Here is a 19,725-nt window from a genome sequence, read left to right as displayed (position 1 = left end):
GGTGTCAGCGAGTCACCATCTGCTGCGCCCGCTTGACCTGATCCTCGGGGCTTTCATTGCGCGGTGGAATGGTGATGCCCTTCTGGCAGGCGGGCCTGGCTTCCATGCGTGCCATCCAGGCCTGCAAATGCACCAACCCTTCGATGGAGATACCACTCCAGTCGTGGATGCGCACCCAGGGCCAGGTAGCGATGTCGGCGATGCTGTACTCGTCCGCCAGATACTCATGGTGTGCCAGATGACCGTCGAGCACCTCGAACAGGCGTCGCCCCTCCTTCTGGTAACGCTCGATGGCGGCCGGGATCTTCTCGGGGAAATAGCGATAGAAGACGTTGGCCTGACCCATCATGGGACCGACGCCCCCCATCTGGAACATCAGCCACTGGATGGCCTGGGAGCGGCGCTTGGGATCCTGCGGCAGCAACTTGCCGGTTTTTTCCGCCAGATAGAGAAGGATGGCGCCGGACTCGAACACTGCGAAGTCACCATTGTCCCGATCGACGATGGCCGGGATGCGGCCATTGGGGTTGATGGCCAGGAACTCGGGCTTCTTCTGCTCCATGGTCGCGAAATCAAGGGGAATGACCTTGTAGGGCAGCCCCAGCTCTTCGAGGGCAATCGACACCTTGAACCCGTTGGGCGTGGCGGCTGTGTACAACTCTATCATCTTGGACTCCTTGAACGTTCAGGGGAAAGGATCAGGCCTGGGCGCTGGTCCGGGCACTCACCCGGTCATGCCAGTCCTGCAAACGGGGCTGTTGGGGGGTGATACGCAGGCCGACCACCTTGCCAAAATCAATGGTACAGAGGGCAAGAATGTCGGCGATGGTGAAGCGTTCCCCCGCAATATAGGGCACCTCGGCAAGACGGGCATCAAGCTTGTCAAACCAGATCTGAGCCTGTTGCTTGCACTCCTCCCCCCATTCGGGGAAGACCCGCTCCCGGTCTTTGTAAAAACCGGTGATATGACGAAACGCCATACCGGTCGGCAGCCAGAGGTTGAACTCGATGAAGCGACTCCACATCTCTATAGTGGCGCGCTCCAGCGCGGTGCTGCCAAACAGGTTCGGTTCGGGATGAAGCTCTTCAAAATAGCGACAGATGGCCAGGGTTTCACTCAGACAGGTTCCGTCATCGAGTTCCAGCACAGGAATGCGCCCGGCCGGGTTCTTGGTCAAAAAGGTGGGCGCCAGGTTTTCCCCCGCCCCCAGATCGACCTGCTGATATTCCATCTCGATCCCCTTCTCCGCCAGAAACATTCTGACCCGACGGGCATTGGGGGCTCGTCTCAGCTCATAAACCTTCATGTCACCTCCGTCGACGAACACACGGTGAACCGCTGCACAGGCCATAGCAAAGCGGCACAATGTCGGTCAGTTATGACAAATATTGTGCCGCTTGAACAGCCCGCATCGAGGGGGAGATGATTAGCTGCTCAGTACCCCTGGTTGGCGCTGGCGCAGCAAGATAAGACGGGAAAGCAGCGGAAAATAGGATTCAAACTTGCTTTTCAGCACCAGGCTGCAGGCAGGATCCGCCAGTTCGGCCTCATCCAGCAGAATACCGTTGGAGACGAAATAAAAATGCGGATCCCGGACATCCGGCCCCTGTGGAGTATGTTCATACTGTCGATGCACCAACAGGGGAAGCACCGGCAATCCCAGTGCACTGCCTCCTGCAGGCCAGAGCGGAGCAGGCCAGGCAGCGCCCTCTTCTTCCAGCAGCAGGATCGCCGCTTCATCCTTCGACGGTTGCCACTGCTGGGGCTGTGCCACCCGGACCTCGGTGACATAATCGCTCTCTTCGCTGGCGGCACGCAGTGCGGCCAACACACCCAGAGTCGTCCGCGACGACGGTTTCTGACTGACTAATGACAGATTCATGGCTCATATCCCTATGCTCACCACAGCCTGTTATCCGGCTGTCGCGATAAGACTAGTTGATTACAGGTCTTTATTGGAGCCGTCAGATCTGTCAGTCACCACCCTGACCGAATGAGGGCATAGCAGTTGCTATTCCCGAATATCTTGGTAAGATGTCGCGTCCTTTTATCCCCCGTTCTTTAACATCCAGTGGTGAACCTATGCATCCGATGCTGAATATCGCCGTGCGCGCTGCGCGCAACGCCGGTCAAGTAGTAGTAAAAGCCTTTTCTCAACCCGAGAACATCGAGGTTATCCAGAAAGGCAGCAATGACTTCGTGACCAACGTTGACCGTGACGCCGAAGCGGCCATCATTCACACCATCAAAAAATCTTACCCGGAACACAGCATCGTTGCTGAAGAGTCTGGCGAGATTGCCGGTACCAATCCGGACTACCAATGGATCATCGACCCACTGGATGGCACGACCAACCTGGTCAAAGGCATTCCGCACTTTGCCGTTTCCATCGCTCTGCGCGTCAAGGGCAAGACCGAACAAGCCGTTGTCTACGATCCCATCCGTGACGAGCTGTTCACTGCCACCCGCGGCAGCGGCGCCCAGCTGAACGGCTACCGCATCCGCGTCGGCAAGGCCAAAGAGCTCTCCGGCACTATCTTGGCCACCGGGTTCCCGTTCAAGCAGAAGCACCACATCGAACCCTACCTGAAGATGTTCCAGAGCATGTTCATCGAGTGTGCAGACATCCGTCGTGCTGGCTCCGCCGCGCTGGATCTCGCCTATGTGGCCGCTGGTCGCGTCGACGGTTTCTGGGAAATCGGCCTGAAACCCTGGGACACCGCCGCCGGTGAGCTGCTGGCCAAAGAAGCCGGCGCCATCGTCACCGACTTCGTTGGTGGTCACAACTACGAAAACTCCGGCAACATCGTGGTGGCCAACCCCCGCGTGCTGAAAGAGATGCTCGGCAAGATCCGCGAAAACCTGCCGGAATCCCTGGCCAAGTAATCCCGGATACCCGTGAAAAAAATGCCAGTCGGTTCGCCGACTGGCATTTTTTATTCCTTACTACAGCGAAAATCCCGCCCCTCTCGATGACTCAACGGGATCAGATAGTGCCGTTGCGTCCCATGTTGATCACCACCCGGCGGTTCTTGGCTCGGCCAGCTTCCGTTTCGTTGGAGGCCACGTGCTGTTTCTCACCGTGCCCTTCCACCGAGATCTTGCCCTCCTCGATGCCGAGATCCACAAACACCTGCTTGATGGCATCCGCTCGCTTCTCGGAGAGCTTCTGGTTTGGCCAGCGGCCGCCATAGCTGTCGCTGTAGGCGTCGATCACCACCACATCGATGCTCTTGTCTGCCTTCACATAGTCACCGATCATCGCCAGCCGCCGCTTGGAGGCCGGTGACAACTGATCGCTGTTCTTGTCATAGGAGAGCACGCTGAAGGCGATGTCGTTGAAGCTGTAGGGCAGCAAGCCACTCAGGCAGTCCATGAACGCCTGGTACTTGACCCTGAAATTGACCGACGAGAGCGATACCCGCACCGGCCTGTCCTGACGATACCAGTCGCGATACTGGAAAGTCGGCATACGCCCTCCTTCCAGCTCGTCCAGCATGGTCCAGGCGGTCTGCCCCGCCACCAGGCCGTCAAACTGCTGATAGAACTGCAACTGGCTGATCTGACGCCCGGCCACCCCGGGACGCCAGCTGGGGGGCATGATCCCGAGGCTCACTGTCTGGGTACGCGCCTGGGGTCGCTGCCCCTTGAGCTCGAAATCCAGATTGATCTTGCGCCCGGCCCGGCTGACAAAGGCCCCGGTTCCCCAGCGGGGAATAGGATGCTCCAGCCTGCACTCCACCTGGGTATCAGAGGTCAGGCGCCAGACGGATTGATCCAGACCGGCGCCAAATTCGGTCACGCCCGCCTGCAACTGCATACTCACTGATATGCTGATCAACCCCAACACCCAAGCATTCAACGGCTTGTCCTCCACACTATCTCGAATTATCTATCGGCAGCGGCAGGACAAGCTTTAGGTCAAAACGCTCAGTGGGGGGAAGAAGGGGCCATCAGCTTGAAGCTGGCGATGCGTCCCGCCAGATCCCGGGCCAGGGCATCCAGTTCGGCACTGTGTTGTTGCAGGGTATGGGAGTGCTGGCGATGGGCTTCATACACGTCACGGATGGTCATCACGTTTTGCTGGATGTCGTCGGTCACGTAACGCTGCTCCTCGGTGGCGGTGGCCACCTGGGCCGTCATGTCGCTCACCTTGCGCACCTCGTTGACGATGTCGGTCAGCTCGCTCCCCGCCCGCTTGGCCTCCGTCACGCTAAGGCTGGCCTGTTCGGTGCCCGTGTGCATGGCAGCCACCGCCTCGTTGGCCCCCTGGCGCAAACGGCCCAGCATCCGCTCTATGTCGTCCGCCGCCTGCTGGGTACGGGAGGCAAGCGCTCTCACCTCGTCGGCCACCACCGCAAAGCCGCGCCCGGATTCACCGGCACGAGCCGCCTCGATGGCGGCATTGAGGGCCAGCAGGTTGGTTCTGTCCGAGATCTGCTTGATGAGGTTGAGCGCTTCGCCCACCGACTCGGTATCCTGATGCAGGCTGTCCACCAGTTGCTGGGTATCACTCAGGGTACCCGCGACCTGCTGGATGGTGTGGATGGTCTGATCCACCTCCTTGTCACCCTGCTTCGCCCGGCCGATGGCCTGCTGGGTCGCCTGGGAGGTCTGGGTTGCGTTGCGGGCAATCTCCGCGACAGTCGATGCCATCTCGGTGGCGGCAGTCGCCACCAGATCCACCTGCCCGCATCCCCTGACTACGCCGGCATTCACCTCGGCAATGACCTCGGCAGAGCTGGCGGCGCTGCGTATCAGCACGTCACAGGAGTGGCGCACAGCCAGCAGCAAACTCTCCAGGTGCCCGAGGAAATGGTTCAGATCCCGCGCCAGGGCCCCCAGCTCATCCCCGGATCGCCAGTCGACCCGCACGGTCAGGTCGTTCTCCTGCACCAGGCGCTTGAAGGTCTGGTGCAGGGCCATAAAGCCCAGATGCAGATCCCGCACTACCCGCCAGCAGACGAAGGTGGTCAGGACGATGCACAGCAACACGCCAACCGCCCCCCACCAGAAGTCACTGGCACTCCCGACCCGCATCTGTTCAACCCGCTCGAAGAGCTGCTGATAGAGGCTGTCTTCTATCTCCTTGAGCAGGCCTATCTTGTCGGTACTCAAGGCAAACCAGGCCTCCGCATCGACACCAAAACCGCCGCTTGCCGCCTTGTCCAGGGCCAGTTTCTCCATGGCGGCCACCTTGGCCACCACGGGTGAGGCGAGGCTGTCGTTCAGCAACTGACGCTGGGCTGGACTCGCCACCGCCTGGAAACGTTCGAGATAGGTGTTCTGGGCCGCCAGCAGGGAAATGAACTGCTGCAACAGCGCAGGCGTGAAGCTGTCACGGCCAAAGACGTTGCTGAGCGTCGCCCGCTCCAGCCCCGCACGCTCCTTGCTCTGCAGGAAGGCAGCGTAGGCATTGGTCTGCAGGGCGATGGTGGCATCCATGCTGTCGACACTTATCTTGTCCACTACCGCCAGCAAGGCGGTCACGAGGCGGGTATAGAAGCCGACCTGTTCCGCCATCTCGACCCCCAGGGCGCTGACCCGCTCACGCATGGCGGTGAGTCCCGCCACTCCTTGCTGCACCTCGGTCAGCGCCAGCAAGGCAGGATCCTGATGAAAACGCTGCAACAGGCTGTCCACCACCTTGCGCTGGGCAGGCAGCGCATCGCGAAACTTGCTGCCGCCAGAACCGAGGAAGCGGCCGACATGCCGCGCTCCCGTTGCAGCTCATGGGCCAGCTGCGCCGCCTCCTTCACCACCGCCAGCGCGACCAGGGCGCCGCTCATCTCCTGTTCGACCCGATAACGTTCATAGACGTACCGGCCGGAGAAAAACAGCAGGGCCAACAGCGGCAGACAGACCACCAACATCATCTTGTGTGCCAATCCCAGCTTCTTCATCGTCCTCTCCCTCCATGGTTGACGTCGCCCATTATAAGCACAGGTGTTTCAAAATGGCCCTCTTGCCGTCCCATGGCGGCAGATAAGGGACAAGGGCACGCTTTTTTGCCATAATGCCGCCTCCTTTCACGCCGACCGAGATACCATGACCGACGCCGTTCACACCCTCAAGGGCCGTTTTCGCGGCTTTTACCCCGTCGTCATCGATGTTGAAACCGCCGGATTCAATGCCAAGACCGATGCCCTGCTGGAAATAGCCGCCCACACCCTCAAGATGGATGAGCAGGGCTGGCTCGTCCCTGACCAGATCTTCCATTTTCATGTCCAGCCTTTTGAGGGCGCCAATCTGGAGAAAGCGGCGCTGGAGTTCACCGGCATCGACCCCTTCAACCCGCTGCGGGGCGCGGTGGACGAGAAGGAAGCACTCACCGAGATCTTCAAGGGGGTGCGCAAGGGCATGAAGGAGCAGGATTGTGGTCGCGCCATCATAGTGGCCCACAACGCCACCTTCGACCACGGCTTCGTGATGGCCGCCGCCGAGCGGGCCGGCCTCAAGCGCAATCCGTTCCACCCCTTCGCCACCTTCGACACCGCCGCCCTCTCGGGTCTTGCCCTGGGGCAGACGGTGCTGGCCAAGGCCTGTCAGAGCGCCAATATCCCCTTTGACAACAAAGAGGCCCACTCGGCCCTCTACGACACCGAGCGCACCACAGAGCTCTTCTGCCACATCGTCAATCGCTGGAAGAGCCTGGGAGGCTGGCCTCTGGCCAACCCGGATGAAATGACGGACACCGAAGACGAGGGCTGAACACTCCCAGCCCCTGCCCAGACAGGCTGCCCATGGCAGCCTGTCTGCATGAGGGGACCTGTCTGGGCAACGAAGAAGGGCCATTTTCCCGGTTCCCGTTCACCGCCAGCAGAAGATGCGTCCCTTGGCCGGGATCCGCCGATTTTTTTCTCGACATTTAGCCTGTTTTTCGCAAACTAGCTGGCTTTCACACGACTGACAGCAACACAATCCATAAGGAAATCAAATGAATCCTGTTGTTATCGCGGTGGCGCTGATGCTGGTGCTCAGCCTGCTGCGGATCAATGTGGTGGTCTCCCTCGCCATCGGTGCCATCGTGGGTGGCCTGCTCGGCGGACTCTCCCTCGAGCAGACCCTCAGCACCTTCACCGGCGGCCTGGGCGGCGGTGCAGAAATCGCCCTCTCCTACGCCATGCTGGGGGCGTTCGCGGTAGCCATCTCCCGCTCCGGCATCACCGATCTGCTGGCCCGCAAGGTCATCAACCAGCTCGGCAAGGATGCCAGCAGCACCCGCATTCTCTGGGTCAAGAGCCTGCTGCTCACCTCGGTGCTCGCGGTCTCCATCTCCTCCCAGAACCTGATCCCGGTGCACATCGCCTTCATTCCCATCCTGATCCCGCCGCTGCTGCATGTCATGGCCCAGATGCAGATAGACCGCCGTCAGGTGGCCTGCGTCATCACCTTCGGCCTGACCGCTACCTACATGCTGCTGCCGGTGGGCTTTGGCGGCATCTTCCTGAACAACATCCTGGCCAAGAATCTCGTCGACAACGGCGTACCGGTGGAATTCAGCCAGTTGCCCCTGGCGATGGCCATCCCGGTATTCGGCATGTTCCTCGGCCTGCTCATCGCCGTCTTCTTCAGCTACCGCAAGCCGCGTCAGTATGATCTGGAGAAGATCCTGGCCGCCGAACCCGAGACGGTCGAGCTCAATCTCAACCACATCTGGGTCGCCCTGCTGGCCATCGCCGTGGCACTCGGCCTGCAACTGATGACCAACAGCATCGTGCTGGGGGCGCTCGCAGGCTTCATCATCTTCACCTGCGGCGGCGTCATCAAATTCCGCGAGAGCCAGGATGCCTTCACCCAGGGTGTGCGCATGATGTCCCTCATCGGCTTTATCATGATCTCGGCCGCAGGCTTCGCCGCCGTCATGAAGGAGACCCACGGGGTGGAGAGTCTGGTGCAGTCCGTCTCCACCATGATGGCCGGTCACAAGGGACTGGCGGCCTTCCTGATGCTGCTGGTGGGCCTGCTCATCACCATGGGGATCGGCTCCTCCTTCTCCACCGTGCCCATCATCGCCACCATCTATGTGCCCCTGTGCATCCACCTCGGCTTCTCGCCCATGGCGACCATCGCCCTGGTGGGCACCGCGGGCGCGCTGGGGGACGCGGGTTCCCCCGCCTCCGACTCGACGCTCGGCCCCACATCGGGCCTCAATGCCGACGGTCAGCACGACCACATCTGGGACAGCGTGGTGCCAACCTTCATCCACTACAACATCCCCCTGGTGATCTTCGGCTGGATTGCCGCCATGGTGCTCTGAGTCCATCCCGAGCAGACAGACAAAAGGCGACCCCGGAGTCGCCTTTCTTGTCTTGCACATGCCTCAGATGGCCGGTTGCAGCCCCCGCCTGCCGGCCAGGGCGCAGAGACAGGCAACCAGGGCCAACCCCATGCCGGCTGCTCCCACCCCGAGCCAGTGTCCCTGTTGCCAGACCAGCATCCCGAGGCTGGAGCCGAGGGTTCCCCCCAGGAACATGCCGGTCATGAAGAGGGTATTGATACGCCCCCTGGCCTCAGGTCTCAGACCATAGATGCGCTGCTGATGGGCGATGAGTGCGCTCTGCACTCCGAGATCCAGCAAGATGACCCCGCACGCCAGCCCGGCCAGAGAGAGCCACAGCTCGAAGCAGATCCAGGCAAGCACCACCAGCACGGCACCGGCCAATACCACTGGTCTGGCCCCCAACCGATCCGCCATCCGGCCTGCCAGAGGGGCCGCCACCACCCCAGCCACCCCGATGACGCCGAACAGACCCGCCACGTCGGCCCCCAACCCATAGGCAGGTTCGGCCAGGTAGAACGCCAGCACGGTCCAGAAGGCGCTGAAGGAGGCAAACAGCAAGGCCTGGGTCAGGGTCGCGCTGCGCAAGGCGGGCTCCTCGCGCCACAGACCGACCAGAGAGTGAAGCAGACGGCCATAATCGAGAGGAGAGCGCGGCAATCCGGACGGTATCATCCTGGCCATCAGCAGGGCCCCCGACAGGGCCAGGGGAATGGCCAGCCAGAACATGGCGCGCCAACTGCCATAGGCGGTGACCAGGCCGGCGACGGTGCGGCTGAGCAGTATCCCGGCCAGCAGGCCGCTCATCACGCTGCCGACCACGGCACCACGGCGGGCGGGATCTGCCAGGGTCGCCGCCACCGGAACTATCTGCTGGGCCGCCGTGGCCCCGATGCCGAGCAGGACTGAGGCCAGCATCAAGGTGGTGGCACTCGCGGCCGTGGCCGCCAGCAGGGAAGCCAGCGCGATCAGTGCAAACTGCCCCGGAATGAGCCAGCGGCGCTCGACTACATCGCCAAGCGGCACCAGCAAAAGCAGACCCATGGCATAGCCAAGCTGGGTCAGCATGGCGATCAATGGCATGCCCGAGTGCCCGGGAAAGTCCTGCGCGATCACCGCCAACATGGGCTGGTTGTAGTAGATGTTGGCAACTGCCAGGCCGCATGACAGGGCCATGGCGAAGAGCAGGGAGGGGCCGGGGGTTGCGGCCCCTCCGGCAGAAGGCGATGTACTCATGATCTTCTCCTCGTGTTAGAAGGGCTCCCGCCAGGATACGGGCCCCATGCGCACAGCCTACCCGGGGAGCGTCGCCACCAGTAGAGCGGTGGGGACCATAACAGTTATTCCGCTGGCGTATGCCCCACGCCGGGCAGGCCGGTCACGAATGCCAGAAAGGCGCTAGCCTTGGCACCGGGCTGGCGACCTGCCGGGAGCAGGCTCCAGAGCTCCTGCATGGGCAGTTGCCATTCGGGCAGCACCGCCACCACCTCGCCGCGGGCAAGCTCGGGGGCAAACATCCACTCCGAGGCGATACCGAGCCCCAGTCCTGCCAGCACGGCGGCGCGCATGCCTTCGGCCGCCGAGACCGTCAGCCTGCCTTCTCCGGAAACCACCCTCTCCTCGACGCCGCGGCGAAATCGCCACTGCAGCCCCACTCCGGGCCGTGGACTGTAAAGCACCAGATCATGCTGTTGCAGAGCCTGAGGGGTCTCAGGCTCTCCTTTGGCGGCCAGATAGGCCGGCGTCGCCAGCACCCGCACGTCGCTTCGGGCGAGGCAGCGGGCGACCAGCGACGAGTCAGCCTGTTTGCCGATCCGCAGAGCCACCTCGATGCCCGCCGAAATGAGATCCACATTGCCGTCATCCAGCAGGATCTCCAGATCCAGTCCCGGGTGAGCCTCCAGAAAACCGGCAAGATGGGGAATGATATGCAGGCGGGCGAAGGTGACGGGAGCGCTCACCCGCAGACGCCCGCTCAGCCCGGCCCGGCATTGCTGCACCATGGCATCGGCCTCGTTGACCTGGGCCAGGATCTCTCTCGCCCGCAGATAGTAGGCCTCTCCGGCCTCCGTGGGCGCCAGCCCCCGGGTCGAACGCAGCAACAGGCGGCTGCCAAGGTGCGCCTCAAGCTGGGCAATCAATCTGGAAACCGTGGGTTGCCCCATCCCCAGTCGGCGGGCCACCGCCGAAAACGAGCCGGTCTCCACCGCCAGCACGAACACCTCCATCACCCCCAAGCGATCCATTTATGGCTCCTCTGCCCTGTGGCACTGTTCGTGGCACAAGGTAGCACCGGGCCTGCCCTCTCGCACCCTCGTTCTGGCAGGAGGCACAAGAAAACCGCGTCAAGGGCGGTGCTGCCATGGAAGAAAGGTGTCGGGATGAAATATCAACCAGGAACAATCGAACAGAGGGACTCGAAGACAAGGCTACAGGAGCTCGATTGCCCCAAGGCTACCCCAGTGCCACTTCCTGAATAGCGGCGCTGTGGGCGAAATAGCGGTGACAGAACTGCATGAACTCCGGCAGCGGCAAGGGACGCGAGTAGAAATAACCCTGGATCTCATCCACCCCTATGGTGAGCACCGCCTTGAGCTCATCGCTGTTTTCCACCCCTTCTGCCACGACACGCACCCCCAACTGATGAGAGAGGGTGGTGATGGTCTCGACGAACAGCGCCTGACGGGGATCCTTGTCGATGGCGGTGATGAAGGAGCGGTCGATCTTGAGCTTGTCGAAAGAGAGTTCACGCAGGTAAGAGAGCGAGGACCAGCCGGTCCCGAAGTCATCGAGGGCCACCCGCACCCCTATCTGGCGCAGGGAGTGAATGATCTGCTTGCTCAGGGCGATGTCATCAAGGGCGATGGTTTCGGTCAGCTCCACTATCAACTGGTGCAGCCCCAACGGCCCATCTTCCATCTTCTCTTCAATCTCCCTGGCCAACCCCATGTTGAACATGGAGTTGGAGAGGTTGATGGAGATCTCGAGCGGTGCTAGCACCTCCTCCGGGAAGCCGGACAGATCGAGCTGCATGCGCCGGATGATCCAGCCCCCGAGCGCCTCGCCCAACCCGTTCTCTTCTGCCAGCGAGATGATGTCGAGGGGGGCAATAAAGCCATATTCCGGATGATGCCAGCGGATCAGCGCCTCGGCCCCCAGCCTCACTACACTCTGGCCGCGCACGATGGGCTGATAGTAAAGGGCCAGTTGCGGGCATTGCGGGCATTGCGGGCATTGCGGGCAGTGGATAAGCTCCCGCAGCTCGGTCGACAGCCGGCGTTTGCGCTGATAGTGCTGATACATGCTGCTGGAGAAGAGCACATTGTCATTCAGCCGTTTGCGCTTGGCGCTGTCGAGGGCGATATCGGCAAACAACAGCATCTCTTCCGGTGAATGATCCGGTTTCACGTACTGGCTGGTGCCCATGAAGACCCGCACCCGGTGCGCCGGATCGGCGGCAAACACCAGATCCGCCAGCTCGCTGCGCAGTTGCTCCAGAAACGGGAAGCGCAGATAGGTGGGCATGGTGCCGGTGATGATGAGGGTGAACTCGTCACTGCCGGTTCGGGCAGCGAAGATCCCCTGGCCAGAGGCGGCCTTGATCCGCGCCGCAAGCCGTTTGAGCAAGGCGTCCCCCACTTCGTAACCCAGACTGTTATTGACCTCCCTGAAATGCCCCAGATCCATGAGGCAGACGGTGATGCTGCTGCGCCGCCCGGGGTGGCTGGTCCACTGCTGGAGGTGCTTGATGAGCGCCGCCCGGTTAGGGAGACGGGTGAGAGGGTCGTTCCACGCCAGAAAATGCTGGCGACGCACTTCGCGAAACAGCACCATCAACATCACCATAGTCGCCAGCATCAGAAACCCCAGGATGAAGAAGTTCTGGGTTCTCGACTCGTTGAGCAGCTCACGCTGGGCGATGGCAGAAGGCCCGGTAAAGTTTTTCACCATCACGTCCCGCACCCCGCGCATCTCGTCATCGAGTGCGGCCGTGAACATCTTGAGTGCGGGGGAATCCGGCTCCCCTTGCACCACATCCTGCTCATAATGTTCGAAGAGAGCGAGGATCTTGCCGACCGCCTTGTCCGCACCGAATCGGGCCCTGACCGACTTTGCCTCCTCCCCGTGCAGGAAGACATTGAGCCGGTTCCAGGCAATGTCAAAGCGTTTGTTCATCTCCTCCCGGCTGACGGCACCGGCACGATAGAGCTGCAAGCCCTTCTCGAAGGCGTGGATCTCCAGCTCGAGCTGGGCCAGTGCCCAGGCGGAGAGCTGGGTGTAGCGCGTCACCTCATTGAACGCGCGGTCATAGTTCCAGACCGACCAGAGGGTCACCCCCAAAAAGGTGGTCACCATCAGGATCAGGCTCAAGAACTTGCTGCTCAGCATCTTATTTGCTCTCCAGCGCCGTCAGCTGCCACACCATCCGGCTGTGATAGATCTCCTTGTTGAGTTCGGGATGGTCGGTGAGGGGATAAATGACCCAGAGCGGCCCCTTGTTGCGCAGGGTCAGAGCCTTGCCATCCTGCTTCTCGGCCACCAGCACCGGGTACTTCTCCCCGTCTTCCAGCGGCAGTGCGGCCCAGTATTCATTGACCGCGAGGGCCTTGACCTCCTGGCTCTTGAGACCGTAGATCCTGACCAGGTCCCGCAGCAACACCCCGCGATAGAGGTGCTCCCCCTCGGTCCAGGGCGTCCCCGTCTTAACTTCCGTCTGCGGCAAGGCCTCAAACTCGGCACGGGTCAGCACCACCTCCCCCTTGCCATTGCAGCACCCCGCCCCCGCAATTCTGAAGAAGGGCTCCTCCGCCAACACCATACCCGACACGAGCCATCCAGATATCAGCAACACCTTGCCAAGCCACTTGCCCATCACGCACCTCCCTGTCATACGGTTTATTTATTCATCTCACTCTGCTGACTCATATGCAAACAACAGAATGCACCTTCAGACCAAAGTCGCAGTCGTTTGCAACCAGCAACGATTGTGCGTCTTCCAAAAGTATCCAATCGATTCCCAAAGAATGACACCAGGCGCCACCCCCAGGCAAATGGATTGCACCATTTTTCTTTCACTGGCTCCTCATCAAACCGGATGCCCACCACGGCCGGAAAAAGGTGACAATCTTCGCTACGCATCTGAAAAAAAGACACAAAAAGGGCCACTCCATGGAGCGGCCTTCTCATCAGTGCAGTCAGGGTTTAGCTGTCGCGGCGCTTGTTGCCACCGAATTTGCGACCCTTGTCGAAACCGCCTTCACGGCGATCCTTGTTGAAGGGACGGTCACCCTGGGGACGGCGATCCTTGTTGAAAGGACGGTCGCCACGGAACGGACGATCACCACGGGGCGGACGGGGAGCAGTGTTGCCACCGGCCGGCACTTCGGTGTAACGGGTGATCTGCAGCGGACGCTGGCAGACACGGGCCTTCTTGATCACTTCCAGCACCTCGGCGCTCATGCCCTTGGGCAGATCGACGGTGGAGAAGTCATCGGCGATGTCGATGTTGCCGATGAAGCGGCTCTCGATGTTCGCTTCGTTGGCGATGGCACCCACGATCTGGCCCGGCTTGACGCCGTGATGGGCGCCCACGTCGACACGGTAACGCTCCATCTCCACGTCCGGGTTGTCTTTCAGCGGACGCGGTTCGAGGGACGGCATGCGACGGGCCGGACGATCGCCACGGTCACCGAAGTCACGACCGCCACGGTCGTTGAACTCACGACGCTCGAAGCCACCGCGATCGTTGCCAGCGTTGAACACCGGATCCGGAATGGAGTCATCCAGCAGCAGCGGTTGATCGCCCTGTACCAGCTTGGCCAGTGCAGCAGCCAGCTCCAGCGGATCGGCAGAATCTTCTTCAATCAGCTCGTTCACCAGGTTGTGGTAGATCTCGAGCTCTTCACCCATCATGGTTTCGCGGATGCGCTCCTTGAACTTGGCCAGACGGTGCTGGTTGATGTCCTCGGTGCTCGGCATCTTCATCGGCTCGATGGCTTGACGAGTGGCGTGCTCGATGGCACGCAGCATGCGACGCTCGCGCGGTGCCACGAACAGGATGGCTTCACCCTTGCGACCGGCACGGCCGGTACGGCCGATACGGTGAACGTAGGATTCGGTGTCGTAGGGAATGTCGTAGTTCACTACGTGGGTGATGCGCTCAACGTCCAGACCGCGGGCAACTACGTCGGTGGCGATCAGAATGTCCAGCTGGCCCTGACGCAGCTTGTCAACGGTACGCTCACGCAGTTTCTGCGGGATGTCGCCGTGCAGCGCTTCACAGGCGTGGCCACGAGCGGCCAACTTGCCAGCAAGCTCTTCAGCGGCGTTCTTGGTACGCACGAACACCAGCAGGGCTTCGTAGGATTCCACTTCCAGCAGACGAGTCATGGCGTCCAGCTTGTGCAGACCGGTCACCTGCCAGTAACGCTGGCGAATGGTGGTTGCGGTCGCGGTCTTGGAGGCGATCTTGATCTCTTTGGGCTGCTTCAGGTGCTTCTGGGCAACACGACGGATCTGCTCCGGCATGGTGGCAGAGAACAGGGCAACCTGACGACCGGCCGGGCACTGATCCATGATCCAGTCCACGTCGTCGATGAAGCCCATGCGCAGCATCTCGTCTGCTTCGTCCAGCACCAGGGCTTTCAGGCCAGAGAGGTCCAGGTTCTTGCGACGGATCAGGTCCATCACGCGGCCCGGGGTACCCACGACAACCTGAGCACCGCGGCGCAGGGCGCGGGTCTGGGTTTCGTAGGAGGCGCCGCCGTAGATGGGCAGCACGTGGAAATCAGGCATGTGGTGGGCATAGCGTTGGCACGCTTCAGCCACCTGCAGGGCCAGTTCACGAGTCGGCGCCAGCACCAGGATCTGGGTGTTACGGTTACCAGCTTCCAGACGAGACAACAGAGGCAAGGCAAAAGCAGCGGTCTTCCCTGTACCGGTTTGTGCCTGCCCCAGCAGATCGTGTCCCGCCATCAGGTGGGGGATTGCTGCGGCCTGGATGGGAGACGGGCGCTCATAGCCCACGTCCTGCAGCGCTTTCAATACGGGCGCGGCCAGTCCAAGCTCACTAAAAAGGGGCAGTTGTTCGGTATCAGACATAGATTCTTCCAGATTAAGGCAGGCGGCTAACACCGCGGAATAGCAAAAAGGCGGCGATTATAGCGCCACTTTGTTCTGCTGTCTTGAAAAATGTGATAGGTGTCTCAAGACGTTGGCAATTATAGAGGGATCTCGCGACTATGGCTTGCTTATTTTTCACTCATGATGCGTTATTGCGGATCACGCTTCGCCAGAGTCCTTGTCCCGCTTGTGCTTGAGCACCGCCATGGTCAATCGGCTGGTGCACAATAAACGACCACGTTCATCGCGAATCTCGATCTGCCACACCTGAGTCGTCGCCCCCAGATGCAGCGGCGCGCAGCGCCCCGTCACCACCCCTTCCCGCTTGGCCCGTAGGTGATTGGCATTGACCTCCAGCCCCACGCAATAACTCTCCTCCCCCACCGCCATGTTGGCCGCAAGCGATCCCAGCGTTTCCGCCAGCACCACGGAGGCGCCGCCGTGCAGCATGCCGAGCGGCTGATGGGTGCGATGATCCACCGGCATGGTGGCCTCCAGCCAGTCGGGGCCAAAGGCGGTGTAGACGATGTCGAGGTGGGCCATCAGGGTGTTGCGGGAGCTGGCGTTGAGCCCCTCCAGGCTCATGGGTTTGCGCCAGATGGGGCTGCTTTCTTGACTCATGGTGAGCGGACTCCTTGCGTGATCAACGGGTTATCGCTGCGCTGTAGTGGCAAACCAGCAGTGTCGGCGAAAAAGGAGCAAAAAAAAAGATGCCCACGCCGGGGCATCTTGCATCGAGATTGACCCTCACCAGGGATAGGTCACCCCTGGCCACTCGGCCCAAGGGCCGTCCCGCCCCGGCAGGCGCGGCTCGGACCAGCGCCATACCTTGCCGAGCCAGGTGCGCAGTTCGGCTTCGAGTTCGCTGTCAGTGAGCGGCACCTCGGCCACCTTCCAGAAGAAGAGCTCCACCTGCACCTCCGGCAGCACCGACGGATAGAGGTAAACCCCGCCCCAGAAGCGGGGCTCCCTGTCCGGGCTCCAGAGGCCATAGGCAAAGGAGCGCTTGGCCAGAAACTCGGAGTGCTGCCACTCCAAGTCGGCCTCGTGCTGACTCAGGCTGAAATGGGCGGAGGGCCACACATCGTCCGGGCGAAACAGCTGATGGAGCTGATCCCGCTCGCGCAGGATGGCGACAAACTCCACCACGGCCTGGGACGGCGTGGTGGGGAGCAACAGAAAATGCGGGTGCCGATATGCCTTTGGCACCCGGAATCCCTTGGGAAAGTGGAGCATCAGAGCAGTTCCAGCAGGGCTTGCAGCGGGTGCTTGAGCTTCTCCCCCTCCATCCGCTTGACCTGGCTGCGGCACGAATAACCGGTGGCCAGGCAGCGAGCCTTGGGCAGGCGTTCAAGAGGTTCGGCCCAGCTCAGACCGTAGATCCCCTTGGAGTTCTCCACCTGTTTGGCGTCGTGACCATAGGTGCCCGCCATGCCGCAGCAACCCACCGACACCGGCTGCAAACGCGCACCGAAGCGGCCGAACAGGGTGCTCCAGTCACCGTGGGTGGTGGGCTTGGCGGTCTTCTCGGTGCAGTGGGCAAACAGATACCAGGGGTCGGTGCCAGCCTCTTCCCGCAGCGGCAGCGCCTCGGCAGGCAGGGAGAGCAGCCACTCCTGGGGCAGCAGCACCTGGAAATCGCCGCGGGCGGGGCCGAGCGCCTTCACGTACTCGTCCCGGTAGCAGAGCACCAGAGAGGGGTCGACCCCCACCATGGGGATGCCGAGGGCCGCCACCTTGTTGAGGAACTGGGCGCTGCTGGCAGCAGTGCGGGCGAAGGCGCGCAGGAATCCCTTCACGTGCTGAGGCTTGCCGTTGGGTTTGAACGGCAGCAGGTAGGGCTGATAACCCAGCTTGCTGGCCAGCTTCACCAGGTCACGCACCACGGGGGCGTCGTAGTAGCTGGTGAAGGGGTCCTGCACGATGAGCACCACTTTTTGGCGCTGCTCGGGGCTCATGGCCTCGAGGCCTGGCAGATCGAAATAGCGGGCGCGGTGATCCCGCAGCTCCTCGGCCAGGGTCGGCACGGAGAGCAGCGGCACATCCACCATGCCGATGCTCTTCTCGGTCGCCTTCTGGGCCCACTCTTTTTCGAGGAAGAAGTTGACCAGCTTGGGGGCCTTGGCCAGCAGGGGCGCATAGCTTTCTACCGTGCCCACGAAGTAATCCTTGGGGCCGCGCAGATATCGGCTGTGATAGAGCTGCATGAAGCGGGCGCGGAAGGTGGGTACATCCACCTTGATGGGGCACTGGCTGGTGCATGCCTTGCACGCAAGGCACCCCTCCATCGCCTCCATCACCTCGTGGGAGAAGTCATACTCGCCCCGGGCGCGGGCCACCGTATTGCGGAACTTGTCGACGATCTGCTTGAAGCGTAGACCCCCGCTTTGCAGCGCCACCTCTTCGGCAAGGGGATCGAAGCCCTGCTCCGACAACTGGCGCAGCCATTCACGCATCAGGCCAGCCCGCCCCTTGGGGGAGTGACGGCGGTCGCGGCTGATCTTGACCGAGGGGCACATGGGGGAGTCGGTCTCGAAGGTGAAACACAGACCGTTGCCGTTGCAATCGAGGGCCCGTGTATAGCTCTCGCGCACGGCAATCGGGATCTGGCGGTCGAACTTGCCGCGCTTGGGCCCGTCCACCGAGACAAGCGAAGCGCCGCTGCCATAAGGCATGCAGATCTTGCCCGGGTTGATGCGGTTGGCCGGATCGAACGCCCCCTTGACCCGTTGCAGCTCTTCCCACAGCTCGCCGAAGAAGGCGGGGCTGTATTCGGAGCGAAAGCCCTTGCCGTGCTCCCCCCACATCAGGCCGCCGTATTTGGCGGTCAGCGCCACCACCTGATCCGAGATGCGCCGCAGCAGCACCTCCTGCTCGGGATCGCACAAGTCCAGCGCCGGGCGCACGTGCAGCACCCCGGCATCGACATGGCCGAACATGCCGTAGTCAAGGCCGTGAGCGTCCAGCAGGGCGCGAAACTCCATGATGAAGTCCGCCAGGGATTCCGGCGGCACGGCGGTGTCTTCGGTGAAGGCCACCGGCTTCTTGCGCCCCTCGGCGTTGCCGAGCAGCCCCACCGACTTCTTGCGCATGCCATAGATGGTCTCGATGCTCGGCAGGTGGTCGCACACCTGATAGCCAATGACCCCCGCCTCCCCCCTGGCCAGCAGGGCGTCGATGCGCCGGCACAGCTCCTCCACCTTGGCCTTGTGTGCATCCTCGTCGGTGTCGGCAAACTCGACGATGTTGAGCCCCTGCAGATCCTTGCCGGGCACATCCTGGATGAGATCCTTCACCGAGTGCCAGATGATGTCGGCGCGGGCCAGTCCCAGCACCCGGGAGTCCACCGTCTCCACCGACAGGGCGTGGGCCTGTACCATAAAGGGGGCATTTCTGAGCGCGGAGGGGAAGCTGTCGTACTTGACGTTGACCAAGGTGCGGTAGCGCGGGATGGGGGTGATGTTGAGGCGGGCTTCGGTGATGAAGCCCAAGGAGCCTTCCGAGCCGCACAGCACCCGGCTCACGTCCAGAGTGTCGGTATCGGGCTGATAGAGGTGCTTGAGATCGTAACCGGTCAGAAAGCGGTTGAGCTTGGGGAAGGTGGCTTCGATGTCGGCGCGCCGCTCGCGGCCGATGCGATAGAGGGTGCGATAGATCTCCCCTTCACGGGTCTCGAGGGCCAGCTTGTCCGCCAGACGCTGGCCGGTCACCGGCTCGGTCGCCATGAGATCGCCGTTTTCCAGCACGGCCTTGAGGCCGAGCACATGATCCGAGGTCTTGCCGTACACCAGCGACCCCTGCCCCGAGGCGTCGGTGTTGACCATGCCGCCTAAGGTGGCGCGGTTGGAGGTGGAAAGATCCGGCGAGAAGAAGTAGCCGTGGGGCTTCAAATAGGCGTTGAGCTGGTCTTTGACCACCCCTGCCTGGGCCCGTACCCAGCCCTCTTCCAGATTAATTTCCATGATCTGGTTCATATGGCGCGAGAGATCGACGATAATGCCGCCGCCCAGGGATTGGCCATTGGTACCGGTACCGCCGCCGCGAGGGAAGAAACTCAAGGTTGCGTACTCGGGCCCCTGGGCCAGCTTGAGCATCACCGCAATATCGTCCGCACTGCGCGGATAGAGAACCGCCTGAGGTACTACCTGATAGACGCTGTTATCCGTCGCCATCGCCAACCGGCTTGCATAAGACTTTTCGATATCACCACGAAATGCTGATCGCGCCAGCAACTCAAGAAACTGCAGGGTTGTAGATGACAAACTGTCCTGGTAATCGAGTCTCGGGATCATGAATCCTTGTTCCCATCCTTTGCTTGATG

At 61.7% G+C, this 19,725-nt stretch carries 15 protein-coding genes and 1 pseudogene; 3 read left to right on the top strand and 13 right to left on the bottom strand.

Annotated elements, in window-relative coordinates; translation table 11 throughout:
* Positions 1 to 4 precede the first annotated feature (4 nt).
* From AB5Y54_RS08790 to AB5Y54_RS08780, 3 genes are all read right to left on the bottom strand, one after another.
* Positions 5 to 667: a glutathione S-transferase family protein gene (locus AB5Y54_RS08790; RefSeq protein WP_041215003.1), complete on the bottom strand. Its 663-nt coding sequence runs from the start codon at positions 665 to 667 to the stop codon at positions 5 to 7.
* A 31-nt stretch (positions 668 to 698) separates the two neighbouring features.
* Complete coding sequence (locus AB5Y54_RS08785; protein WP_203764921.1) at positions 699 to 1,307, bottom strand: glutathione S-transferase family protein; 609 nt, start codon at positions 1,305 to 1,307, stop codon at positions 699 to 701.
* A gap of 120 nt (positions 1,308 to 1,427) precedes the next feature.
* Positions 1,428 to 1,883 carry a hypothetical protein gene (locus AB5Y54_RS08780; protein ID WP_104454311.1) on the bottom strand — a complete coding sequence of 152 codons (456 nt, stop codon included), beginning with the start codon at positions 1,881 to 1,883 and terminating at the stop codon, positions 1,428 to 1,430.
* A gap of 200 nt (positions 1,884 to 2,083) precedes the next feature.
* Here AB5Y54_RS08780 and suhB point away from each other — a divergent pair, with 200 nt between their 5' ends.
* The gene (gene suhB / locus AB5Y54_RS08775; RefSeq protein WP_039038754.1) at positions 2,084 to 2,887 is read left to right on the top strand and encodes an inositol-1-monophosphatase; all 804 of its coding nucleotides are present in this window, start codon (positions 2,084 to 2,086) and stop codon (positions 2,885 to 2,887) included.
* 100 nt (positions 2,888 to 2,987) lie between these two features.
* Here suhB and AB5Y54_RS08770 read toward each other — a convergent pair whose 3' ends face one another.
* Together AB5Y54_RS08770 and AB5Y54_RS08765 are read right to left on the bottom strand one after the other, a co-directional pair.
* Positions 2,988 to 3,863, bottom strand: a complete 876-nt coding sequence (locus AB5Y54_RS08770; protein WP_039038755.1) for an OmpA family protein — start codon at positions 3,861 to 3,863, stop codon at positions 2,988 to 2,990.
* A 68-nt stretch (positions 3,864 to 3,931) separates the two neighbouring features.
* Positions 3,932 to 5,904, bottom strand: a pseudogene (locus AB5Y54_RS08765) (methyl-accepting chemotaxis protein).
* Between the two features lie 145 nt (positions 5,905 to 6,049).
* Here AB5Y54_RS08765 and rnt point away from each other — a divergent pair.
* A complete protein-coding gene (rnt, locus tag AB5Y54_RS08760; RefSeq protein ID WP_161469648.1) occupies positions 6,050 to 6,712 on the top strand; it encodes a ribonuclease T in 663 nt (220 codons plus the stop codon).
* 226 nt (positions 6,713 to 6,938) lie between these two features.
* The gene (locus tag AB5Y54_RS08755; protein ID WP_041213040.1) at positions 6,939 to 8,261 is read left to right on the top strand and encodes a Na+/H+ antiporter family protein; all 1,323 of its coding nucleotides are present in this window, start codon (positions 6,939 to 6,941) and stop codon (positions 8,259 to 8,261) included.
* 63 nt (positions 8,262 to 8,324) lie between these two features.
* Here AB5Y54_RS08755 and AB5Y54_RS08750 read toward each other — a convergent pair whose 3' ends face one another.
* From AB5Y54_RS08750 to AB5Y54_RS08715, 8 genes are all read right to left on the bottom strand, one after another.
* A complete protein-coding gene (locus AB5Y54_RS08750; RefSeq protein ID WP_161469647.1) occupies positions 8,325 to 9,518 on the bottom strand; it encodes an MFS transporter in 1,194 nt (397 codons plus the stop codon).
* A 104-nt stretch (positions 9,519 to 9,622) separates the two neighbouring features.
* Positions 9,623 to 10,528 (bottom strand): LysR family transcriptional regulator, encoded by a 906-nt coding sequence (locus AB5Y54_RS08745; RefSeq protein ID WP_323899714.1) that lies wholly within the window; start codon positions 10,526 to 10,528, stop codon positions 9,623 to 9,625.
* A gap of 208 nt (positions 10,529 to 10,736) precedes the next feature.
* Complete coding sequence (locus AB5Y54_RS08740) at positions 10,737 to 12,671, bottom strand: bifunctional diguanylate cyclase/phosphodiesterase (protein WP_323899712.1); 1,935 nt, start codon at positions 12,669 to 12,671, stop codon at positions 10,737 to 10,739.
* Position 12,672: 1 nt separating this feature from the next.
* Positions 12,673 to 13,155, bottom strand: coding sequence for a molybdopterin-binding oxidoreductase (locus tag AB5Y54_RS08735; RefSeq protein ID WP_043154943.1), 483 nt, complete (start codon positions 13,153 to 13,155; stop codon positions 12,673 to 12,675).
* A gap of 329 nt (positions 13,156 to 13,484) precedes the next feature.
* The gene (locus AB5Y54_RS08730; RefSeq protein ID WP_029314717.1) at positions 13,485 to 15,383 is read right to left on the bottom strand and encodes a DEAD/DEAH box helicase; all 1,899 of its coding nucleotides are present in this window, start codon (positions 15,381 to 15,383) and stop codon (positions 13,485 to 13,487) included.
* A 180-nt stretch (positions 15,384 to 15,563) separates the two neighbouring features.
* Positions 15,564 to 16,025, bottom strand: coding sequence for a hotdog fold thioesterase (locus tag AB5Y54_RS08725; protein WP_039038762.1), 462 nt, complete (start codon positions 16,023 to 16,025; stop codon positions 15,564 to 15,566).
* 126 nt (positions 16,026 to 16,151) lie between these two features.
* On the bottom strand, positions 16,152 to 16,640 hold the full coding sequence (locus AB5Y54_RS08720; protein ID WP_128344657.1) for a hypothetical protein: 489 nt from the start codon (positions 16,638 to 16,640) through the stop codon (positions 16,152 to 16,154).
* On the bottom strand, positions 16,640 to 19,696 hold the full coding sequence (locus tag AB5Y54_RS08715) for an FAD-binding and (Fe-S)-binding domain-containing protein (RefSeq protein ID WP_201920723.1): 3,057 nt from the start codon (positions 19,694 to 19,696) through the stop codon (positions 16,640 to 16,642). Before AB5Y54_RS08715 ends, AB5Y54_RS08720 begins: the two co-directional genes overlap by 1 nt.
* Positions 19,697 to 19,725: the final 29 nt, after the last annotated feature.

The sequence above is a fragment of the Aeromonas sp. s9 genome (genome assembly GCF_040907765.1).
Taxonomy (GTDB): Bacteria; Pseudomonadota; Gammaproteobacteria; order Enterobacterales; family Aeromonadaceae; genus Aeromonas; species Aeromonas caviae.
Note: the sequence above shows the minus strand (reverse complement) of the source record. Positions and strands in the feature narration are given on the sequence as shown.